This window comes from Streptomyces sp. NBC_00038 (assembly GCF_026343635.1).
Taxonomy (GTDB): Bacteria; Actinomycetota; Actinomycetes; order Streptomycetales; family Streptomycetaceae; genus Streptomyces.
Window position 1 is genome coordinate 4,065,294 of the sequence record NZ_JAPELQ010000001.1, and the last position, 20,579, is coordinate 4,085,872.

Consider the following 20,579-nt stretch of genomic DNA (forward strand, 5'->3'; position numbering starts at 1 on the left):
ACGTGCCTCCATGCCTCCGCGCGTGGAAGTGTGATCAAGGGTTGAGCCGGTGCGTCAGTACGTCGGTTCGTCAGGGCGTCGGTGCGTCGGTGCGTCAGGAGAAGAGCCGCCGCCAGGTCTCCGGCCCCGGGTAGCCGTCCGCCGCCCCGCCGCGCCAGCCCTGCGCCCGCTGGAACGCCTCGACGTTGCGCCGGTCCGCCTCGCCCCAACTCGGCCCGGGACCCGAGCTGTAGTACTTGCCGAACCCCTTCTTGACCAGCTGCTTTCCCAGCCGGCTGACGTGTGCGTTGGTCGCCCCCGGCCGGAACATCCCGCGCCCCGGATAGCCGGGCACCCCGTGCGAGGAGGCACCCGGCCCGTGCGCCCCGGCCGGTCCCTGGCTGTGCGACCCCGTGGGCCCGGGGTTGCCCTCCCAGGTGTCGTCCTCCTGGGGGACGTCCTCCTGGGGGATGCCCTCCGGGGGAATGTCCTTGCCCTTCTTGCCCACCAGGTACGACCAGGTCAGCGGTCCCGGCACCCCGTCGGCGTCCGCTCCCGTCCAGCCCTGCGCCCGCTGGAACGCCTGGGTGGCCCGCCGGTCCGCGGTCGACCAGCGGGGGCCGGGACCCGAGGTGTAGAAGCGGCCCGCGCCGCGCTCCACAAGAAGTCGGCCGAGCTGGGTGACGTACTTGTTGTTCGCTCCGGGCCTGAAGTAGGCGGCCCCCGGGTAGCGGGCGGGCGCCTTGGACGCGGACGGCTTCGGCGCCGCCGGTTTCGCCCCGCTCGCGCTCTCCGTCAGCCCCTTGTAGCGGTAGGCCAGATAGCGGTCCTCGTTGCTCCAGTACGGGTACGGAGTGGTCTGCCTCCGGGCGTGCGGAGGTGCCGCCTCGTACGCGACGTAATAGGTGTGCGTGTAGTCCGTCCAGCCGCCGAAAATGACGACGTGCGAGCCTTTCTCGGGGTTCGACGGATTGTGGAAGAGGAGAATGTCGCCGGGCTGCAGCTGCTCACGCTTAATGCGCACGCCGAGCGTGTCGAGGCTGCCCGTCCATTCGTTGCCCGGCAGGTTCCAGGCCATCGAGACAAAGCCGGAGCAGTCCTGCCGGTAGCCGTCCGACCAGTACTCGCTCATGCTGTACGGCACTTCCGCGTCGATCCATGTCTTGGCCCGGTTGATGATCTCGGCCCGGGTGGTCGCGGGTGCCTTGGAGACGGTGCCGGGCTTTCCGTGGGCCGCCGGTTCCCCCGCCGGGCCGTGCAGCGGGGCCTTGCTGCCTTGCGGGGTCTCGGGCTCGTCACCTGCGGGGATGCCGGGCCGGGCGGGTCCGTGGGCCGCCGCGACCGCCGTCATGGGCGGGCCCGCGCCGAGGACGGTGCCGGCCGCCGCGGCCAGGACGAGAGCCCTGCGGGCCGCCGTATGGCCCACGGGACCGGAAAGGGAGGAAAGGAAAGAGGGAGGGGAAGAGAGAGGGGAAGAGGAATAGGGCATGACGCGTCGCCAGTGCACGCATCCGGGGCAGTCGCAGTCGCTCGCGGCATCGAATTCCTCGAATACCGGAGCCCTCATGCGATTCCCCTCACACTCCAGGTCGAAATCTCCGCGCTTCTGCACAGGCGCAGTTTCTCAACTGTCATCCGGTGTCGCATGTTGACGGTCCGAATGATGTACAGGGCGCCCGCGCCAAGGGGGCCGCCGGGGTCCGGGGCACCCCTCCCGGTCGGGTAGAGTTCCCGGGGTCAGCGCGCGCCGCTAGCTCAGTTGGTTAGAGCAGCTGACTCTTAATCAGCGGGTCCGGGGTTCGAGTCCCTGGCGGCGCACCGACCGGAGGGCCACTCGCAGCAGCGAGGGGCCCTCCGTCATATGCCACTACAACCCCTTCGTCGTACACGCGTCCCAATTAGCGCGTATGACCGGTTAACACCGCGTTTCGCATCTTGCGATCATGATGTAAGGCGTAGAACCCTGGGCTTCAAGGGACTGTCGATTTCTGACAGTTGGGGGCAAGGTCGGTTGCGTGAATGACGGGGATGGATGGGGGCCCCAGTTCATGAACAGATGCCGAGGGGGGCATCATGCAACCGGAAGGTCGTCGTTCCATGTCTGTCTCATGGAGATGATGTGGTGACGCTGGCCTGCCAGTGATGCGTCCGTGACGGTCTAGGGGGACCCGAGCGGACGACTGAACCGACGAACACGCGGACATCCGCGTGCGGGGGGATGACTCATGACGTCGACGCCGACGGGCGCCCGGCAGGACTTCGACCCGTCAGAGACGACACAGCTCAGGGTGCCATCGCACCGGACGGGCGGATTCCGCAGGATCAAGAAAACGCTTCCGAGATACGACTACGAGCACTACAGCCGGCTCGCCGGACCCCTCACCCAGCCCGACCCGAACAAGCCGTACAAGGTGCAGTACCGCTCGCTCCTGTCGCAGGAGCCGCACCGCCTACGGGCCGCGCTCATGCTGGGTGCCGCGCCGCTGCTCTCGCTGGTCCTGCTCGGCTGGCTGCTCCAGCCCGAGCACTGGACGGAACGCGACTATCCCGCGTACGACTTCCTGCCGGCCCTCGACATCGTCATGCTGGTCTCGATCGGCCTGATCGAGCTCTTCCGCTGCCTGAACGTGCTGTCGAACGCGCACGCCACCCTGGTCGCCCGCGACCCCATCCCGGTGGTGCCCGAGACCGGCACGAAAGTCGCCTTCATGACCTCCTTCGTGCCCGGCAAGGAGCCCCTCGCCATGGTCACCAAGACCCTGGAGGCGGCCGTCAAGATCCGCCACCGGGGTCTTCTGCACATCTGGCTCCTGGACGAGGGCGACGACCCGGAGGTGAAGGAGGTCTGCGCGCGCCTGGGCGTGCACCACTTCTCCCGCAAGGGCATCGCGAAGTGGAACATGCCCAAGGGCCCGCACCGCGCCAAGACCAAGCACGGCAACTACAACGCGTGGCTGGACGCGCACGGCGGCGACTACGACTACTTCGCCTCGGTCGACACCGACCACGTGCCGCTGCCCAACTACCTGGAACGGATGCTCGGCTTCTTCCGCGACCCGGACGTCGGCTTCGTCATCGGCCCGCAGGTGTACGGGAACTACGACAACGTCATCACGAAGGCCGCCGAGTCCCAGCAGTTCCTCTTCCACGCCCTGATCCAGCGCGCCGGGAACGCCTACGGCTCCCCGATGTTCGTGGGCACCTCCAACGCCGTACGCATCAAGGCGCTGAAGCAGATCGGCGGTCTGTACGACTCGATCACCGAGGACATGGCGACCGGCTTCGAGATCCACCGCGCCAAGAACCCGGTCACCGGCAGGAAGTGGCGCTCGGTCTACACGCCCGACGTGCTCGCGGTCGGCGAGGGCCCCAACGCCTGGACGGACTTCTTCACCCAGCAGCTGCGCTGGTCGCGGGGCACGTACGAGACGATCCTCAAGCAGTACTGGAAGGGCTTCTACTCGCTGCCGCCGAGCAAGCTCTTCAACTACACGATGATGATCATCTTCTATCCGATGTCGGCCCTCAACTGGATCCTCGCGGCGCTGAGTTGCGCCCTGTTCCTGGGTCTGGGCGCCTCGGGTGTGAACATCGACCCGACGGTCTGGCTGATGCTCTACGGCAACGCGTCCGCGCTGCAGATCGGCCTCTACATCTGGAACCGCCGCCACAACGTCTCGCCGCACGAGCCCGAGGGCAGCGGCGGCGTGGCGGGCATGATGATGTCGGCCCTCTCGGCGCCGATATACGCCCGCTCGCTCATGGACGCCGCACTGCGCCGCAAGAGCAAGTTCGTGGTGACGCCCAAGGGCGATTCGGCGAGCCCCGACACGCTGTTCGGGACCTTCCGGATCCACCTCTTCTTCATCCTGGTGTTCGCCGGTTCGATCGCCGCCGGTTTCACGCTCGGGCACTCCCACCCCGCGATGATCATCTGGGCCACCTTCGCCCTGCTGATCACGGCCTCGCCGATCTTCGCCTGGCGCTGGACGATGCGGCAGGACAGGAAGAAGCCCAAGCACGCGGCGGAGGCCGCCGAACCGGTCCCGCTGCCGGCGCAGGCCTCGGTGCCCCAGCAGGAGCAGCACTCCCCGCACGCCCCGCAGCACAAGCCCCATTGGGCCGCAGCCAACAGTGGCAATGACCAGACCATGCAGATTTCCCTTGGGGGACGTAAGAAATGAAAGACGGTGCCAGCCGCCGCCGTGTCCGTCGTCTCGCGATAGGCACGGCGGTGGTTCTCGCGCTGGCCGGGATGAACGGCCCGTGGCTGTATCGCTTCGGGACGGAGAAATATCACGAGTACAAGATCAACAAGCCGGAGTACAAGGCCGAGAACGGACACTGGGACGTCGTCGACTTCCCCGAGGAGTTCCGGCAGAACACCATCCACGCTGCCCTGCTGCACACCGGCAAGATCCTGCTGATCGCGGGCTCGGGCAACGACGCGGACAACTTCGACGCGAAGAAGTTCGACACCCGGATCTGGGACCCGGTCAAGGGCACCATCAAGAAGATCCCGACGCCGAAAGACCTGTTCTGCACGGGCCACACCCAGCTCGCCAACGGCAATCTGCTGATCGCCGGCGGCACCAAGCGCTACGAGAAGCTCGAAGGCGACGTCACCAAGGCCGGCGGCCTGATGGTGGTGCACAACGAGAACCCGGACGAGCCGATCACCCTGCCCGCGGGCACCAAGTTCACGGGCAAGGAGAACGGCAAGACCTTCGTGTCGAAGGACCCGGTGCTCGTCCCGCGCGCCAAGAAGGTCTTCGACCCGGACACCGGCGAGTTCCTGCGCAACGACCCCGGCCTCGGCCGGATCTACGTCGAGGCGCAGAAGAGCGGCACCGAGTACGAGACGGGCACCCAGGACAACTACCGCGTCCAGGGCCTCACCGGCACCGACGCCCGCAACACGTACGGCATAGCGGAGAAGCTCGCCCTGGACAAGAAGGACTTCCAGGGGATCAGGGACGCCTTCGAATTCGACCCGGTCGCCGAGAAGTACATCAAGGTCGACCCGATGAACGAGGCCCGCTGGTACCCGACGCTGACCACCCTGTCGGACGGCAAGGTCCTCAGCCTCTCGGGTCTGGACGAGATCGGTCAGCTCGTCCCGGGCAAGAACGAGGTCTTCGACCCGAAGACCAAGAAGTGGACGTACACCGAGGGCATCCGCCAGTTCCCGACCTATCCGGCGATCTCCCTGATGCAGAACGGCGAGCTGTTCTACTCCGGCTCGAACGCGGGCTACGGCCCCGACGACGTCGGCCGCGACCCCGGCATCTGGGACCTGGAGACCAACAAGTTCACCAAGCTGACCGGGATGAGCGACCCGAAGCTCCTGGAGACCTCGGGGACGGTGCTGCTGCCGCCCGCGCAGGACGAGAAGTACATGGTCATCGGCGGCGGCGGGGTCGGCGAGTCCAACAAGTCCAGCGAGAAGACCCGGATCATCGACCTCCTGGCGGACGACCCGAAGTTCGTGGACGGGCCGTCACTGGAGAAGGGCACCCGCTACCCGCAGTCTTCGATCCTCCCCGACGACACCGTGCTGATCTCGGGCGGCTCGGAGGACTACCGGGGACGCGGCGACTCCAACATCCTCGAGGCGCGGATCTACGACGCGAAGTCGGGCGACCTGAACCAGGTCGCCGACCCGCTGGTGGGCCGCAACTACCACTCGGGCTCGCTGCTGCTGCCCGACGGCCGCGTGATGTTCTTCGGCTCCGACTCGCTCTACTCCGACAAGGCCAACACCAAGCCCGGCGTGTTCGAGCAGCGCATCGAGATCTACACGCCGCCGTACCTGTTCCACGGCTCGCAGCCCACGCTCTCCGACGGCCCGGAGACGATCGCCCGCGGCGCCTCCGGAACCTTCAAGACACAGCACGCCTCGTCCATCAAGACGGCCCGGCTGATCCGGCCGAGCGCGTCCACCCATGTCACCGACACCGACCAGCGGTCCATCGCGCTTGACCTGAAGAAGACGAAGGACGGCATCACGGTGACGGTGCCGAAGAACCGGAACCTGGTCGAATCCGGCTGGTACATGCTGTTCGTGACGGATGATCAGGGGACGCCCAGCAAGGCGCAGTGGGTCAAGGTGCCCTGATTCCCCGGGAGTTACGTGACTGGGGGCGCCCTTCTCCTCGAAGGGCGCCCCCAGTCGCGTACGAACTACTTGGAGGCCTCGGCGAGCTTCAGGGCGTAATCCGCCCACCACTCACCGGCTTTGGGCCCGCCCTTGCACTCGCCGTCCGACTCCCCCGGCCTCTTGACCCACAGATACGCGTCGACGAGCGGATCCGCGGTCTTGGTCGTCGGGGTCTCGCCCAGCGCGCGGCCCGGCGGGTTGCACCAGTTCTCGTCGGCCTCGCCCTGCGTGTACGGGCCGTTGCCGTTGCGGCTGGTGTCGATGACGAAGGGCTTGCCGCCGACCTTCTCCGAGAGCTGTTTGCCGTACGCGATGGAGTCCGCGGTCGTGTAGAAGTTCGAGACGTTGACGGCGAAGCCGTCGGCCGCGTCGATGCCCGCCCACTGGAGCGGCTCGAAGATCTGGTCCGGGTGGCCCCAGCCCGCGTTGCCCGCGTCCACGTACACCTTCGTGTTCTTCAGGGCCTTGAGCGTGCTGATGGCCCCCTTGAGGAGGTCGTAGCGCTCCTCGTGGAACTCCTCCGGGGTGCACTGGTTGACCAGGTGCAGGACGGCGTCCGGCTCCAGGATCACCGTGGCGGGCCGGTCCTCGATGCCCTTGGCGACCCCGTCGATCCAGGTCCGGTAGGCGTTGCCGTCGGCGGCGCCGCCCTGTGAGAACTGGCCGCAGTCGCGGTGCGGGATGTTGTAGAGGACCAGGATCGCGTCCCGGTCGGCCTTCTCGGCGGCCTCGGTGAAGCCGCGCGCCTCCTGCTCCGGGTTCTCCGGGCCGATCCACTCACCGGTCGGCTGCTGGGCGATCTTGCGGATCTGCTCGGCGTCGTCGTCCTTGCCTGCCTTCGTGTACGCGGCGACCTGCGCTGCCGCGTTCCCGTCCGGGTTGACCCAGAACGGGTCCGAGTTCTTGGGCTGTTGTGTGACCTTGGCACCGGAGCCGTTGTCCTCGTCGCCGTCGCCCCCCGAGGAGAAACACCCCGCGAGCAGCAGTGCCGCCCCCGCCACTGCCACCGCCTGCCTGCTGCCGTACATCCAACTCCCCCTTGGGTGTACTCGTCCGAAGGGTCAATCCTGACATACGTCCCGCGCCGCCCACGAGATCACCCACCCCTTGGTGGAGAGCTGTTACAGCCCCGGGCCGCCGGGTAGGTGCGGGCTGAGCGGTGAGGCGCTGGACAATCGAATCGGGGTAGGGCACATGCACCTGAGTACCCGGGAAACGCTGCTGGCATCAGCCCTCCTCGAAGCCTCGGACACGCTGTCCGACAGCTTCGACGCCGAGCACTATCTGCAGCGCCTGTCCGACCACGTCGTGGAGCTCCTGGGCGCGCGGGCCGCCGGGGTCATGCTGATCGACGGCGGCCAGGCGGTGTCCCTCGCGGTGAGCAGCCGCCGGCAGGAGGTCGCGCTCGACCTGATGGCCGTCCAGCGCCACGGCGGGCCCTGCCTGGACAGCTACGGCACGGGCCGGCCGGTCCCGCCCGTCGCGATCAGCGTCGCCCATGCCGCCTCCCGCTGGCCCGACTTCACGGAACGGGCGCTGCGCCACGACATCGCCGCGACCTTCGCGGTCCCGCTGCGCCGCCGGGAGACCCTGCTCGGCGCGCTCAACGTCTTCGTGCCCACCCTGCCCGAGCACACCGACCCTCCCGAGAACGACTGGGGTGTGCGGCTGGCCCAGGTCCTCGCCGACGCGGCGGCCGTCGGACTGCAGAACCACCGGGTGTACGACCAGTACCGCACCCTGGCGGGGCAGTTGCAGGGGGCCCTGTCCAGTCGCGTACGCATCGAGCAGGCGAAGGGCATGCTCGCCGAGCGCTGGAGCACCGGGGTCGATCAGGCGTTCCTCACGCTGCGCCGGTACGCGCGCCGGCACCGGCTGCCGCTCGACGAGGTCGCGACGGGAGTGATCGACGGGTCGGTGGACCCCGACGAGCTGGGCGGGGGCCCGGGAACGCCTCGATAAGGCGCGGTCCACCTGCGCGGATTACACAGAGAGACCGGTTGTCGACCTGGCGTCAAACAGCCCCTAGGCCGGAACGCTGATCCGTTCTACAGTTGCCTCAAACGGCCCCAGCCCCCGGCCAGTTGGCCGGACCGCGATAATCGCGGATTGGTCCCAGTACCTCCCGTGCCGGACGCCGGGTTACTCCCGCAGCCCGTGCGCGCGCGGTCGAGGACCAGCCCGGTCGGCGACTCCGGGGGAGCGGTCGTCGACCGGGCCAGGTGACTTGGCGGGCTGGGTGACCCTCATGGGTTCAGAGTCCGCTTCCGGTGAGGTACGCCGACACGATCACGTTCGCCGTATAGGTGCGGCTCGTCGCGTCGAAGGTGCCGCCGCAGGTGATGAGCCGCAGCTCGGCGCGGCCCGACTCCCTTGTCCCGTAGGCCTGTTGGGCGTCGAAGTGGTCGCGGGAGAGGACCCGTACGTCGTCCACGGTGAACTCGGCGACCGTTCCGTCGTCGCGGATCACCCGGACGGTCTCGCCGGGCCGTACCGCGCTGAGCTTGTAGAAGACCGCGGGCCGGGTCTCGGTGTCGACGTGCCCCACGAGGAGCGCGGTCCCGGCCGCCCCCGGTTTCGCACCGGCGCCGTACCAGCCGACCACACCCGGCTGGTCGAAGGGCGGCGGATCGATCGCGCCCTGCGGATCGAGCCCGCGGGCCACGACGGGCGCCTGCACCCCCATCGAGGGTATGTCGACCCGCTGCGGTTTCGCGTCCCCCAACGGCCGCCGTGCGGGCGGCAGTTGCACCTCGGGCGGCCTTCCGACCGCCGCCATGTCCCCGGTGGTCGGCGCCGATATCCCCGGCCGTACGTCCGTCACCTCGCGGCCCCACAGCCACAGCCCGAGCAGCAGTACCGCCCAGGCGACACCCGTGAGCAGGCGCCCGGCAGCGGAGGAGCGCTCCTGGTCGGACATGTCAGTCGCGGGCGTCGCCGAGGCGGCTCCGGCGGGCGCTGCGGACCGCCACGGCCACCGCCGCGACGCTCGCGAGGACGAGGCCGATCACCGCCTGCCGGGTGCCGGGACCGGTCTCGCGGGCGTCCACCATGGCGAGGTGCGCGGTGCCGCCGCCGCCCGCGTGCACGGGGGCGACCGGCGAGGCGGGGGCGGAGGGGCTGGGGCCGCCGCCGGCCGCGACGGTGACCGTGCCCTTGACCTTGTCGTCGTAGCCGTCGCAGCTGACCTTGATGTCGTAGGTGCCGGGCTTGAGCGAGGTGGGCACGCGGGTGTCGCCGACGAGCGCGCCGTCCTTGCCCGTGAGCTGCGCGTCCGCGACGAACGCGGCCGATTTCGCGGTGCCGGTCCGCCCCGCGCACCCCGTCGCCCGCAGCTGGATGTCGCTGCCGGGGGCCGGGGAGGCGGGCGTCACCCGGACGCCCGCGCCGGCCGCATCATCCGCGTGGGCGGCGGGAGCGAATACGGCCGCCGCCACCGCCGCCCCGGCACAGAGAGTGATTCGCAGTGAGCGCATCGTGAACCTCCAGATACCTGGAGACTCCTCCTCGGGGCACCGGGGCGCATCTCCAGAGGGTCACGACTGCTCCGTACGGGTCCTGAATGGTTTAGATCGGGCGGGTGCGGCCCGGGCTCAGATGCGGTCGACCAGGTCCGCGATCGAGTTCACGATCTTCGAGGGGCGGTACGGGTACTGCTCGATCTCGGCGGGCGTGGTCAGGCCCGTGAGCACCAGGAACGTCTCCATGCCGGCCTCGAGCCCGGCCAGGACGTCCGTGTCCATCCGGTCGCCGATCATCGCACTGGTCTCGGAGTGCGCCCCGATCGCGTTCAGGCCCGTCCGCATCATCAGCGGGTTCGGCTTGCCCGCGAAGTACGGCTGCTTGCCGGTCGCCTTGGTGATCAGCGCGGCGACCGCGCCGGTGGCGGGCAGCGGGCCCTCCGCGGACGGGCCGGTCTCGTCGGGGTTGGTGGCGATGAAACGGGCGCCGCCCTTGATCAGCCGGACCGCCTTGGTCATGGCCTCGAAGGAGTAAGTTCGCGTTTCACCCAAAACAACATAATCGGGCTCGTGGTCCGTCAGCACATACCCGATGTCGTGCAGCGCCGTGGTCAGGCCCGCCTCGCCGATGACGTACGCCGTTCCGCCGGGCCGCTGGTCCTCCAGGAACCTGGCGGCGGCAAGCGCGGAGGTCCAGATGTTCTCGACCGGCACGTCCAGGCCCATGCGCTGGAGCCTGGCGTGCAGGTCACGGGCCGTGTAGATCGAGTTGTTGGTGAGCACCAGGAAAGGCTTCCCGGACTCCCGCAGCTTCTTGATGAAGGCGTCGGCGCCGGGGATCGGCACACCCTCGTGGATGAGGACACCGTCCATGTCGGTGAGCCACGATTCGATGGGCTTGCGCTCTGACATGTGCCGGTCTCCTGACGTGCGCGTGTGACGTGCGCGTGCTTGTGCGCTTGCGCTGTGCTTGACGTGCGCGGTGGCTTGACGTGCGCGGTGCTGCGTAGCCCCAGGGTAGCGATCGTCCTCGATCAGCTGCCGGTCGCGGTCTTCCAGTCCTCGACGTACGACGTGAGGTTCTTGTCGATGTCGGACCAGTCCGGTTCGAAGATCTGCACGCCGTCCATCAGCTTGGTGAGGGCGATGGCGTTCGCGTCGGTGGCCTTGATGTCCGTGCGCGCGGAGAAGCCGCCGCCGATCTCGCTGACCTGCTGCTGCGCCTTCGCGGTGAGCGTACGGCAGGGGTGCACCCCTGCCGCCGTACGCCCTCGGTGTAGCCGGCGAGCGAGAGCGGCTGTTCCAACTTCGGCCCCGCCACGGCTATGCCGCGCCCCTGCCGCCGCAGCTTCCCCTCAGGGAGCAGCTCCCGCAGCGCCTGCCGCACAGCCTCCCGCGCGACTTCTTACTTCTCCGCGGGGTCACGCTCGGGCGGCAGCGGGCCGCCCTCACCTAACTCCTCGATGAGCAGGGCGATATGCGCCTCACCGCGTAGCACTTCGGGATGCGGCCGCGCTCCGGGATGCCGGAGCGGACGGGGCGCCGGGGGCCCAGTCGTTCGGGTTGGGAGCAGTTCCTGGATTGGTCGGTCAGGGTTGGCCATTTCGGTCATGGGGCGCCGTCGGTGGATTACGGCCTGGCCGGTGATCGTCTTCGGTCATTCCCGTGCGGAGTGGATCACCTGTTTGCCAATCGCTGACATGTGCCCCGCGTTGGCGAGAGGCGGCGTTAGTTTCGGCTCGTCGAGATCATCACAGGTGAGGGCGGGGGGTGTGGCGTGGGGAAACAGGTGCGGGGTGGGAAGGGGCGGGAGCTGCGCCCTTACCGTGCACTGGTGGCCCCGTTCGTGGTCGCGTCGCCGTCCGGGTGCCGGATCCGGACCCGGCTACACCTCTCGCCGACGGACGCCGTGGTGCTGCGGGCAGTCGGGGACCATCTGGGTTCGCTGGCCGGGGCGGACCTGGCCGCGCGGGTGCGGATGGGGAACGTTCCGGCCGCGCAGAACCGGCGGGCTGAGCGTAAGAAGGCGCTGACCGTGCAGTCGTCGTCGCGGTGGGCGGGGGCAATCACCCGCACCTCCGAGGATCAGTACCAGCTGGGCAGGCGGGCGTTGAACGCCCGGATCGGCTCCCTGCGACAGGCCATCCGTGCGATCGAGGCCCGCCTCGCCGTCCCGCCCGGCAGCACCATGCGCCGCGGGCGGAGGACAGTGCGCGGGTATGCCGACCATGGGGAGCGGCGGGCCAAGCAGCAGCGCCTGCAGATCCTGAAAGGTGATCTGCGGCAGGCGGTGCGGGAGCGGGATTCCGGCCGGGTGCGGGTCGCCCGGGGCGGGCGCAGGTTGTTGAACTCCCGCCACCACCTGTACGACGCCGCGCCCGGGCCGAAGCCGCTGACCGAGGCTGCCTGGCAGGCAGAGTTGGGTGAATGGGGTGAGGAGTGGTCGGCGGGCGCCGTTCGGGAACTACACCATCAGCATCAACCCCATCGACGGCGCCATCGCCCTCGTCCTGCCCGAACCCCTGCGCCAGCAGTACGCGAACGCCCCGCGCGGCCGGTATCTCCTGAACGCGGCGGCCTCGTTCCCTCACCGCGGTGAGCAGTGGGCCGACCGGATCAGCGCGGGTGCGCCGGTGCGCCGGTGCGCTACGACATCACCTACGACCCCGGACGTGGGCGCTGGTATCTCGACGCCTCCTGGTCCACCGTGCAGAAGGGCCAGCCGACTCCCGCCCCCACCTTGGATGTGCTGCGCGAGCACCGGGTGCTGGCGGTGGACGTCAACGCCGACCACCTCGCCGCCTGGATCCTCGACCCACACGGCAACCCCGTCGGCGCGCCCCGCACCCTGCCTCTGGAACTGGCGGGCCTTCCTGCCACGGCCCGGGATGCCCGGCTGCGTGAGGCCGTCTCCCAGCTCATCCGCCTCGCCCAACTCCACGACTGTGCGGCGCTGGTGATCGAGGATCTGGACTTCACCGACGCCCGCCCCACCGGTAGGGAGAAGCTGGGCCGGGGCAGGCGCGGGAAGACCTTCCGCCGCATGGTGGCCGGGATTCCGACCGCGAAGTTCCGCGGCCGACTCGCCGGGATGGCACATCATGCCGGGCTTTCGGTGATCGCGGTGGACCCGGCGTACACCAGCAAGTGGGGCGCCCAGCACTGGCTGAACCCCCTGAAACAACAGACTTCTCCCGGCACGACCACCGTCACGGGGCATCATGCCGCCGCGGTGGTCATCGGCAGACGCGGTCTGGGCTGCACGGCCCGGCGCAGGAAAGACGGACCCCGCCAAACCCCCACCACCCACGCCCCACGGCGTGCCGAGGTGAGGGCCGTGCGACCGGAGGATCGCACCGGGCCAGCCGTCCCCACACCGCCGAGTCACCGCATCCCAGACCGGACGGAGCGGACAGCTCCAGGCAGGACGACACGCAGCACCACACCCGTGGTGCGTCAGACGCGAGCGCGCCCACCCGGAAGCACCCGCCCCACGGCCCCACCACCGTTCGGGGGCCCAGCATTCCGGACCAGCAACTCACGCTGTTCGGGATGCCCGATATGGCCAACACCGGCCAATCAACTTAGGAACGGTTCCCGCCGCGAGGGGCTCCAGGTATCGGCCATGGCGATCAGGATCGCGATTGCCACCAGCACGCGGCGAGCACGGACGCGGGCGTCGCGCGGATCGCCGGACAGGCCGGTGTTCCGGACGAAGCCGAGCGGCAGCCCACGGAGGTCACCAACGCAGCCGCACCCACCGGGATACGGCGAGGAGTACGGCCCCCGCAGCGAACAACCCGAGGCCCACGGTCACACCGAACCCGTGCTGCGCACGCGGACCGGTACTGGCCAGCTCGTCCGCACCCGACGCCGCCCCCTCTTCGCGTACGACGCCGCCGTCGCCGCTACCGCTCCCGGCCCAGGTCCCGAGTTCGCTGTCACCACCCGAGTCCTCTTCCTCCACGCCCTCTCCCTCACCCTCGTCCTCGATCCTGAACCGGTAGTCGTTCGACTCCCCCACCCAGTCCCCGTCGTCGTCGTGCCGCTGCACGACGGCCGCGTTCGCGACGACGTCGTTCGGGACGGCCGCGTCGGAGGTGACGGACAGACGCACCTTCACGGTGAGCGTCCGCCCGGGCCCGACCGTGAACCCCGGAAACCCGTCGTCGAACGCCCCGACGTTCTCGTCCTCGTCACTCTTCTCGAACTCGACCGGATGCGGATCCCGGCCCTCGCCCTTCTCCGCACCCTCGTAGAACTCCAACCGAGCCTGTTCGGGCCGCAAAGCCCGCTTCTCATCCACGAGGACGACGATCGGGTGGATGTCGCCGCAGGTGTGCGCGGTGGTGTTGGTGAGGTCGATGTACCAGGTCCGGAAGTCGCCCCCGACGTCGTAACTGGCGGGACCCCCGTGGATCCGGGTCTTCACCGGAAAGGTCCGGGTGTCGGGCGCGGCGCAGGTGGGGCGTGGGTTCGCCAGGGCCGTGCCGGGCGCGGCGAGCACGAGAGGAAGGGCGGCGGCCGCAGCTGTAGCGGAGAGGGGCAGGAACGTGCGCAGTCTCAATCGCATTCGCGTTCGCGTTCGCATGAGGAGCCTTTGCCGATCGGGAGCGTAAGCGGTACCGGGCAGCGGCCCGTGACCTTGCCACACGCGAGCGACGGCACCGGGGCGCCGCGCCCGGTGCGGGCATGATCGGCCGTGCGGATCCCCTCGATCAGCGGAAACGATTTAGCCCGTCCGGCGCCTGAGGTCTGCGCTGCTCATTCGGTGCCCCCGTCGGTCGCCGCGAGCACCGCGACCCGAGTACGGGTGGGATCGAGTACGGCGAAAGCCACGTCCGACGTGTCGTGGTGGAACCAGTCCGTGAACGCCATGAAGCGCAGCCACCGGTGGTCGGCGGCGCGCCGGACCGCACCCAGGAACGGGATGTCGGCGGGCAGTCCCATCAGCGCGTACAGACTGTTCCAGGCATAGAGCCGGGCGTACGCGCCGCCCTGCGCCCGGCCGCTCACTCCGCCGTTGTACGCCGCCGCGAACAGCTCGTTCACCACGTCATCGGGCGTCGTCCGGCAGGTGACGGCGCCACCCCGGCGCGTGCCTTCGCCCGCCAGGCAGTCCAGGGACAGTTCTTTGATGAGTGAGATGTTGAAGTCGTCCGGGGCGAGCGGGCTCGGCAGCATGAAGAACCGCGCCTCGGGCTCGCGCGCCCATCCGCTGACGGTGAAGGGTTCGGCGGCCACCCGCGCGCGGCGGCTGTCGGGTGTCTCGCCGGCCGTACACCCGGCTGCCGCACCGCTGTCGGTCGGCGGAATCTCCGGAAAACGCGACCGGAGCTGGTCCGGGGTCTTGATGGACCCGAGGCCCCGGACACGGACCCCGAACCGGTGCTCGATGTCCAGCCGCGTCCTGGGCAGCCGGGCCAGCGGGTGCCCCAGCTCGCGCAGCCTCTCCGCGTACGCGTCCAGGACGGGCCGGCCGCGTCCCGTGCCGATCAGGGCAAGCTCACCGAGAACGCAGGCCCGTACCTCCACCGCCGGGTCCTGAACTCCGTTCGGCAGCTCGCCGAACAGAGGCTCAAGGTCTCTCAGTTGCTGGACGTTGACCAGCTTCGCGGCCACCGAGCGCCGCAGCCGGTCGCCTTCCAGCCTGTGCGCGGGCCCGAGCGGCAACAGCCGACCGACGATGTCCACGGCGAACCTCACGCAGTCCGGGGAGCGCGTGTCGGCGAGAGCCTCGGCAATCCGTCCAACGGTCCGCGCCGCCGAGGATCCGTCGAGTTCCTCACCAGCCACTCGGCGGCACAGTTGCTCCGCCGCCGCGTACAGCTCCTCCGGGCGTGACTCGGCCAACTGCTTCAGCTCTGCCGGGCCGAACCGCTCGCCGGGATGCCGACGGAAAGCGTCGCCGCCGGACGTCCTCACCCCTCCCCCCACCCGAACAACGGCCCCAACAACAACTGCGCAGCCCCCTCCGCAACCCCACGCTCCCCACCCGGAGCAACCCGCACAGGAACCCCCGCCTCCACACCCTCACGCCGAGCCCGCTCATCCAGCACCGCACCGACCCCCCGTACGAAGTCCTCCTGATGCGCGGCCACCGTGCGCCCGCCCAGCAGCACCAGATCGATGTCCAGCAGCCCCACCAGATTCGCCGCCCCCACCCCCAGCACCCGCGCGGCCTCGTCCACCGCGCCCCGCGCGACCGCGGCCAGGCACAGCACCTCGACGCACCCCCGGTTGCCGCACCCGCACAACGGCCCGTCGAGCTGGATGACCTGATGCCCGAACTCCCCCGCTCCCGTACGGGCTCCCCGATGCACGGCCCCGCCGATCACGAGGCCGGCCCCCAGCCCCGTACCGAGATGCAGATACACGAAGGATCCCGAGCCGTTGCCGGACTCCCCCTGGCCGGCCCCCACCGCAAGACCCAGCGCCGCCGCATTGGTGTCCTTGTCGACGACCACCGGCACCCCGAGCCGCCCCGCCAGGGCATCCCGCAGCGGAAACCCGTCCCACTCCGGAAACCCGGTGACCCGGTGCAACACCCCCCGCGTGTGATCGAGAGGCCCGGGCAGAGCGACCCCCACGCCCAGCACGGACGCCACGCCCGCGAGCAGCGCCTCGACCTCTCCCGCGGCGTTCTCGACGACCGCGTCCGCTCCGCCGCCCAGGTCCAGGGGAGCCCTCCGCTCACCGACCACCGTTCCGGTGAGATCGCAGAGCACGGCCGTCAGCTCGTCGCGGTCGAGGTGGAGCCCGACGGCGTGGCCGGCGTCCGGGACTAGCCGCAGGACCGTGCGGGGCTTGCCGCCCGTGGAGGCGCGGCGGCCCGCTTCCGTCGCGAGCCCGTCGGCCCGCAGCCGGGCGGTGATCTTGCTGACGGCCTGGGGGGTCAGCCCGGTCCGCTCGGCGAGTTCGAGACGGCTGATGCCGACCGGGCCTGCCGTGCGCAGCAGGTCGAGCACGAGCGCGGCGTTGTGGCTGCGCAGGGCGAGGAGGTTCACTCCCGCGCCGTCGGCCTCCACGCCACGACCCCGGCCTCGCACACCTGGCAGACCCGTCCCCGACCCCGCATCGTTCCTGTTCACGTACGCCATTGTCCTCCGCGCTTGCACTTTGGCAACAGCGTTGCGAAAGTGGACGTATGACTGGCACAGGTTCTGATCCCGGCACGCCCGCCGCCTCCCGCACCCCGGGTGGCCCCCTCCGCGTAGCCCTCGTCGGCTACGGCCTCGCGGGCTCCGTCTTCCACGCCCCCCTGATCGCGGCGACCGAGGGCCTGGCCCTCGACACGGTCGTCACCTCTAACCCGGAGCGGCAGGAGCAGGCCCGCGCCGAGTTCGGCGACGGGCTGCGCTTCGCCGCGAGCCCCGACGACCTGTGGGCCCGCGCCGACGAGCTGGACCTGATCGTCATCGCGTCTCCGAACAAGACGCACGTCGCGATCGCGACCGCCGCCCTCAAGGCGGGCCTCCCGGTCGTCGTCGACAAGCCCCTCGCCGGTACGGCGGCGGAGGCCCGCGAGCTGGCCGCCCTGGCCGACGAACGCGGCCTGCTTCTCTCCGTCTTCCAGAACCGCCGCTGGGACAACGACTTCCTGACGGTCCGCAAGCTGCTCGCCGAGGGCGAGTTGGGCGACGCGTGGCGCTTCGAGTCCCGTTTCGAGCGCTGGCGCCCGCAGCCCAAGGGCGGCTGGCGCGAGTCCGGCGACCCGGCAGAGATCGGAGGTCTGCTCTACGACCTCGGCAGCCACGTCGTCGACCAGGCACTGGTCCTCTTCGGCCCCGCGACCTCGGTGTACGCCGAGTCGGACATCCGCCGCCCGGGCGCCGAGACGGACGACGACACGTTCATCGCGATCACCCACGAGAACGGCGTCCGCTCCCACCTCTACGTCTCCGCAACCACCGCCCAACTCGGCCCGCGTTTCCGCGTCCTTGGCTCGCAGGCCGGTTACGTGAAGTACGGCCTCGACCCGCAGGAGGCGGCCCTGCGCGAGGGCAAGCGCCCCACGGACACCGACGAGGAGTGGGGCGTGGAGCCCGAGTCCCTGTGGGGCCGCGTCGGAGCTGGGGGCCCCTCCCAGACTTTCGGTACTGGGGGAGAGTCCCCGCTCACGGGCGGCGGCCGGCCCGAGCCCACCCTCCCGGGCGCGTACCCCGCGTACTACGCGGCCGTCGCCGCCGCCCTCCGCGACGGCGGCCCGAACCCGGTCACCGCGCTCGAGGCCGCGGCCGCCCTCGACGTCCTGGAGGCGGCCCGCCGCTCCGCCGCCGAGGGAGTGGTGGTGTCCCTGTGAGCGCCCCCACCATTCCTGAACTGGAGGAGCAGGAGCGCAGGTTGACGCTCCCGCACTTCACGCACGACGACGCCTGGGCACTCGGCACACTGCTCGTGGACATGGCCCGCGAGCAGGCCGCCCCCGTCGCCATCGACATCCGCCGCGGCGGCCAGCAGCTCTTCCACGCGGCCCTGCCCGGCTCGACCCCGGACAACGACGCCTGGATCGACCGCAAGCGCCGCGTCGTCGAGCGCTACGGCTCCTCGTCCTACCTCGTCGGCTCCCGCTTCCGGGCCAAGGGCACGACGTTCGAGGACTCCTCGCGCCTCGACCCCGACACGTACGCGGCGCACGGCGGCGCGTTCCCGATCGCGGTCGAGGGAGCGGGAGTTGTCGGCACGGTGGTGGTGTCGGGGCTGCCGCAGATCGAGGACCACGCGATGGTGGTGGCGGCGCTGGAGCGGTTCAAGGGCTGAGAAGGATCGGAGTGTGTACGGGGTTGGGGGCGCCCCCAACCCCGTACACCTCAACTTCGTACAGCTCAGGCGTCTTTCAGTTCCTGGCGCTGACGCCCCAGCCCCTCGATCTCCAGCTCCACCACATCCCCGGCCCGCAGGAACGGCTTCGGCTCCGGCGCCCCCAGGGCAACCCCCGCCGGCGTACCGGTGTTGATGACGTCACCCGGGTACAGCGTCATGAACTGGCTTACGTACCGCACCACTTCGGCGACCGGGAAGATCTGCTCGGCCGTCGTGCCGTTCTGCTTGAGCTCGCCGTTGACCCAGAGCTTCAGCGACAGGTTCTGCGGGTCCGGCACCTCGTCCGCGGTCACCAGCCAGGGGCCCAGCGGATTGAACGTCTCGCAGTTCTTGCCCTTGTCCCAGGTCCCGCCGCGCTCGATCTGGAACTCGCGCTCGGAGACGTCGTGCGCCACCGCGTACCCGGCGACGTGCGCGAGCGCCTCCTCGTGGGACTCCAGGTAGCGCGCGGTGCGGCCGATGACGACCGCGAGCTCGACCTCCCAGTCGGTCTTCACGGACTTGCGCGGCACGAGCACCGTGTCGTTCGGGCCGATCACCGTGTCCGCCGCCTTGAAGAAGATCACCGGCTCGGCGGGCGGCTCGGCGCCGGTCTCGCGGGCGTGGTCGTGGTAGTTCAGCCCGATGCACACGACCTTGCCGATCCGGGCGAGCGGCGGGCCGACGCGCAGCCCGGCCGCGTCCAGCGCGGGCAGTTCACCGGCCTCGGCGGCGGAACGTATCCGGCCGAGCGCGGCGGCGTCGGCGAGCAGCGCCCCGTCGATGTCCGGGACGATCCCCGAGAGATCCCGCAGGGTCCCCTCGGCATCGAGCAGCGCGGGCCGCTCCGACCCCGCCGTACCGACTCGCAGCAGCTTCATGATCACAATCTCCCTCGATCGCGGCAGTCGTCCGACGGGTGCAGCCATCGGATGACTGGTCGATCGTCCAAGCTCGGCGGCCGGTCCGCAAGCCCCTGATCACGGACTGGGACCACCCTCACGTGTTGAGGGGATACAGCCGTGCCCGCTCCACCGCACTCCACGTCGTACTGGTCACCATGTACAGCGCGGCCGCCAGCGGCATCACCGCCACGGTGACGAGGGTGATGAAGGACATGAACGGCATGACCTTGGTGATCGCGCCGAGTCCCGGCACCGGCTGGTCACCGTCGGCCACCGGGGCGTTCGCGGCCACCATCCGCTTCGTACGCCGGTAGTTGAAGGTCGCGACCGCGGCGACGATCGCGAAGAGGGCGAGGTAGACGAGCCCCGGCGCCCCGAGGACCCCGCCGTCGCCCAGCGCGTCCGCCCAGCGGTCGCCGAGGGGCGCGGCGAAGAGCTTGTGGGCGAGCAGGCCGTTGGCCTCGCCGCCGATCGTCGAGCTGGAGAACAGGTGGTAGAGCAGGAAGAAGGCCGGCAGCTGGAACAGGCTGGGCAGAATCCCGGACAGCGGCGACACCTTCTCCGCCGTGTGCAGCTCCAGCACCGCCGTCCGCAGCTTCTCGGGATTCTTCGCGTGCTTCTTGCGCAGCTCCGCGATCCGCGGCTGGAGCTTGGTACGCGCCCGCTGTCCGCGCGCCGCCTGCCGGGACAGGGGGTGCACGAGTAGCCGTACGAACGCGGTGAACAGGACGATCGCGGCGGCCGCCGCGGAGGCGTGGAAGAAGGGCTGGAGCAGATCGGCGAGCTGCTCGACGAGGCGTGCGAAAGCGGACAGGAACGTGGACATGGGTGAGCCCTCCGAGGGTCTCGTCGTGCCGGAAGTACGAGATGGCGGCATGACGACCCACGCGAGGTCCACTCAGGGAAGGAGATGCCCTACGCGGCGGCCGTCAGGAGGGCACGCCCCGGCGCCCGGGGACGCGAACGTCCCGCCGCGTCGGGATCACGCTGGGGCAGGAACGCCGTACGGTGCTCGCGGTCGCGGATGGCCGTCCGTACGCGCGTACGCGGCACGGCGGGCGCACAGCGCGAGCCGATGAGCGCACAGACGGCGAGCGCGGAACCGGCAGCGGCGGTCGCCGTGAACGCGACGGCGACGGCGGCGACAAGGCCCCCGGAGTCGAGCAGAGCGACCTCGACGAGCAGCAGGAGCAGCAGGGAGACGGGACGCATGATGCTCCGGGCTCGGATCATCGGCTGCTCCCCCCTCTCCCTGTTCGTGTCGCGTTCGCT

17 protein-coding genes, 1 tRNA gene and 2 pseudogenes are annotated in these 20,579 nt (G+C 69.9%); 7 read left to right on the forward strand and 13 right to left on the reverse strand.

Annotated features, from left to right (window positions below; all coding sequences use genetic code 11):
- Positions 1–94: 94 nt before the first annotated feature.
- A complete protein-coding gene (locus tag OG219_RS18410) occupies positions 95–1,546 on the reverse strand; it encodes a peptidoglycan-binding protein (protein ID WP_266827932.1) in 1,452 nt (483 codons plus the stop codon).
- 177 nt (positions 1,547–1,723) lie between these two features.
- Between OG219_RS18410 and OG219_RS18415 the strand changes: the two genes are divergently transcribed.
- The 3 genes from OG219_RS18415 (at position 1,724) to OG219_RS18425 (ending at position 6,097) form a co-directional block, all read left to right on the forward strand.
- Positions 1,724–1,797, forward strand: a tRNA-Lys gene (locus tag OG219_RS18415).
- 407 nt (positions 1,798–2,204) lie between these two features.
- Positions 2,205–4,163, forward strand: coding sequence for a glycosyltransferase family 2 protein (locus OG219_RS18420; RefSeq protein WP_266827934.1), 1,959 nt, complete (start codon positions 2,205–2,207; stop codon positions 4,161–4,163).
- Complete coding sequence (locus OG219_RS18425; protein WP_266827936.1) at positions 4,160–6,097, forward strand: kelch motif-containing protein; 1,938 nt, start codon at positions 4,160–4,162, stop codon at positions 6,095–6,097. The genes OG219_RS18420 and OG219_RS18425 overlap by 4 nt, the downstream gene beginning before the upstream one ends.
- A gap of 65 nt (positions 6,098–6,162) precedes the next feature.
- Here OG219_RS18425 and OG219_RS18430 read toward each other — a convergent pair whose 3' ends face one another.
- Complete coding sequence (locus OG219_RS18430) at positions 6,163–7,167, reverse strand: glycoside hydrolase family 6 protein (RefSeq protein WP_266827938.1); 1,005 nt, start codon at positions 7,165–7,167, stop codon at positions 6,163–6,165.
- Between the two features lie 166 nt (positions 7,168–7,333).
- Between OG219_RS18430 and OG219_RS18435 the strand changes: the two genes are divergently transcribed.
- The gene (locus tag OG219_RS18435) at positions 7,334–8,101 is read left to right on the forward strand and encodes a GAF and ANTAR domain-containing protein (RefSeq protein WP_266827940.1); all 768 of its coding nucleotides are present in this window, start codon (positions 7,334–7,336) and stop codon (positions 8,099–8,101) included.
- Between the two features lie 292 nt (positions 8,102–8,393).
- Here OG219_RS18435 and OG219_RS18440 read toward each other — a convergent pair whose 3' ends face one another.
- The 5 genes and pseudogenes from OG219_RS18440 to OG219_RS18460 form a co-directional block, all read right to left on the reverse strand.
- Positions 8,394–9,059 (reverse strand): class F sortase, encoded by a 666-nt coding sequence (locus tag OG219_RS18440; protein ID WP_266827942.1) that lies wholly within the window; start codon positions 9,057–9,059, stop codon positions 8,394–8,396.
- 1 nt (position 9,060) lies between these two features.
- Positions 9,061–9,615, reverse strand: a complete 555-nt coding sequence (locus tag OG219_RS18445; protein ID WP_266827944.1) for a hypothetical protein — start codon at positions 9,613–9,615, stop codon at positions 9,061–9,063.
- A 117-nt stretch (positions 9,616–9,732) separates the two neighbouring features.
- A complete protein-coding gene (locus OG219_RS18450; RefSeq protein WP_266461315.1) occupies positions 9,733–10,512 on the reverse strand; it encodes an HAD-IIA family hydrolase in 780 nt (259 codons plus the stop codon).
- 122 nt (positions 10,513–10,634) lie between these two features.
- Positions 10,635–10,826, reverse strand: a pseudogene (locus tag OG219_RS18455) (2-aminoethylphosphonate ABC transporter substrate-binding protein); the annotation flags it as partial.
- 17 nt (positions 10,827–10,843) lie between these two features.
- Positions 10,844–11,154: pseudogene (locus OG219_RS18460) on the reverse strand (GntR family transcriptional regulator); the annotation flags it as partial.
- A gap of 280 nt (positions 11,155–11,434) precedes the next feature.
- Here OG219_RS18460 and OG219_RS18465 point away from each other — a divergent pair.
- Positions 11,435–12,199: a hypothetical protein gene (locus OG219_RS18465; protein WP_266827946.1), complete on the forward strand. Its 765-nt coding sequence runs from the start codon at positions 11,435–11,437 to the stop codon at positions 12,197–12,199.
- Positions 12,200–13,339: 1,140 nt separating this feature from the next.
- On the opposite strand, the gene OG219_RS18470 is transcribed toward OG219_RS18465, so the two are convergent.
- The 3 genes from OG219_RS18470 to OG219_RS18480 all read right to left on the reverse strand — a co-directional run bounded on the left by OG219_RS18470 (position 13,340) and on the right by OG219_RS18480 (position 16,691).
- The gene (locus OG219_RS18470; protein ID WP_266827948.1) at positions 13,340–14,173 is read right to left on the reverse strand and encodes a hypothetical protein; all 834 of its coding nucleotides are present in this window, start codon (positions 14,171–14,173) and stop codon (positions 13,340–13,342) included.
- A gap of 191 nt (positions 14,174–14,364) precedes the next feature.
- Positions 14,365–15,525 (reverse strand): DUF6183 family protein, encoded by a 1,161-nt coding sequence (locus OG219_RS18475; RefSeq protein WP_266827950.1) that lies wholly within the window; start codon positions 15,523–15,525, stop codon positions 14,365–14,367.
- A complete protein-coding gene (locus OG219_RS18480) occupies positions 15,522–16,691 on the reverse strand; it encodes an ROK family transcriptional regulator (protein ID WP_266827952.1) in 1,170 nt (389 codons plus the stop codon). Before OG219_RS18480 ends, OG219_RS18475 begins: the two co-directional genes overlap by 4 nt.
- Before the next feature lie 56 nt (positions 16,692–16,747).
- On the opposite strand from OG219_RS18480, the gene OG219_RS18485 reads away from it, so the two are divergent.
- Positions 16,748–17,902, forward strand: a complete 1,155-nt coding sequence (locus OG219_RS18485) for a Gfo/Idh/MocA family oxidoreductase (protein WP_266827955.1) — start codon at positions 16,748–16,750, stop codon at positions 17,900–17,902.
- Positions 17,899–18,360 carry a heme-degrading domain-containing protein gene (locus tag OG219_RS18490; protein ID WP_266827957.1) on the forward strand — a complete coding sequence of 154 codons (462 nt, stop codon included), beginning with the start codon at positions 17,899–17,901 and terminating at the stop codon, positions 18,358–18,360. The genes OG219_RS18485 and OG219_RS18490 overlap by 4 nt, the downstream gene beginning before the upstream one ends.
- A gap of 65 nt (positions 18,361–18,425) precedes the next feature.
- Here OG219_RS18490 and OG219_RS18495 read toward each other — a convergent pair whose 3' ends face one another.
- The 3 genes from OG219_RS18495 to OG219_RS18505 form a co-directional block, all read right to left on the reverse strand.
- Positions 18,426–19,283, reverse strand: coding sequence for a fumarylacetoacetate hydrolase family protein (locus OG219_RS18495; RefSeq protein ID WP_266827959.1), 858 nt, complete (start codon positions 19,281–19,283; stop codon positions 18,426–18,428).
- A gap of 118 nt (positions 19,284–19,401) precedes the next feature.
- A complete protein-coding gene (locus OG219_RS18500) occupies positions 19,402–20,121 on the reverse strand; it encodes a membrane protein insertase YidC (RefSeq protein ID WP_266836139.1) in 720 nt (239 codons plus the stop codon).
- A 101-nt stretch (positions 20,122–20,222) separates the two neighbouring features.
- Positions 20,223–20,540, reverse strand: a complete 318-nt coding sequence (locus OG219_RS18505; RefSeq protein WP_266827961.1) for a DUF6412 domain-containing protein — start codon at positions 20,538–20,540, stop codon at positions 20,223–20,225.
- Positions 20,541–20,579: the final 39 nt, after the last annotated feature.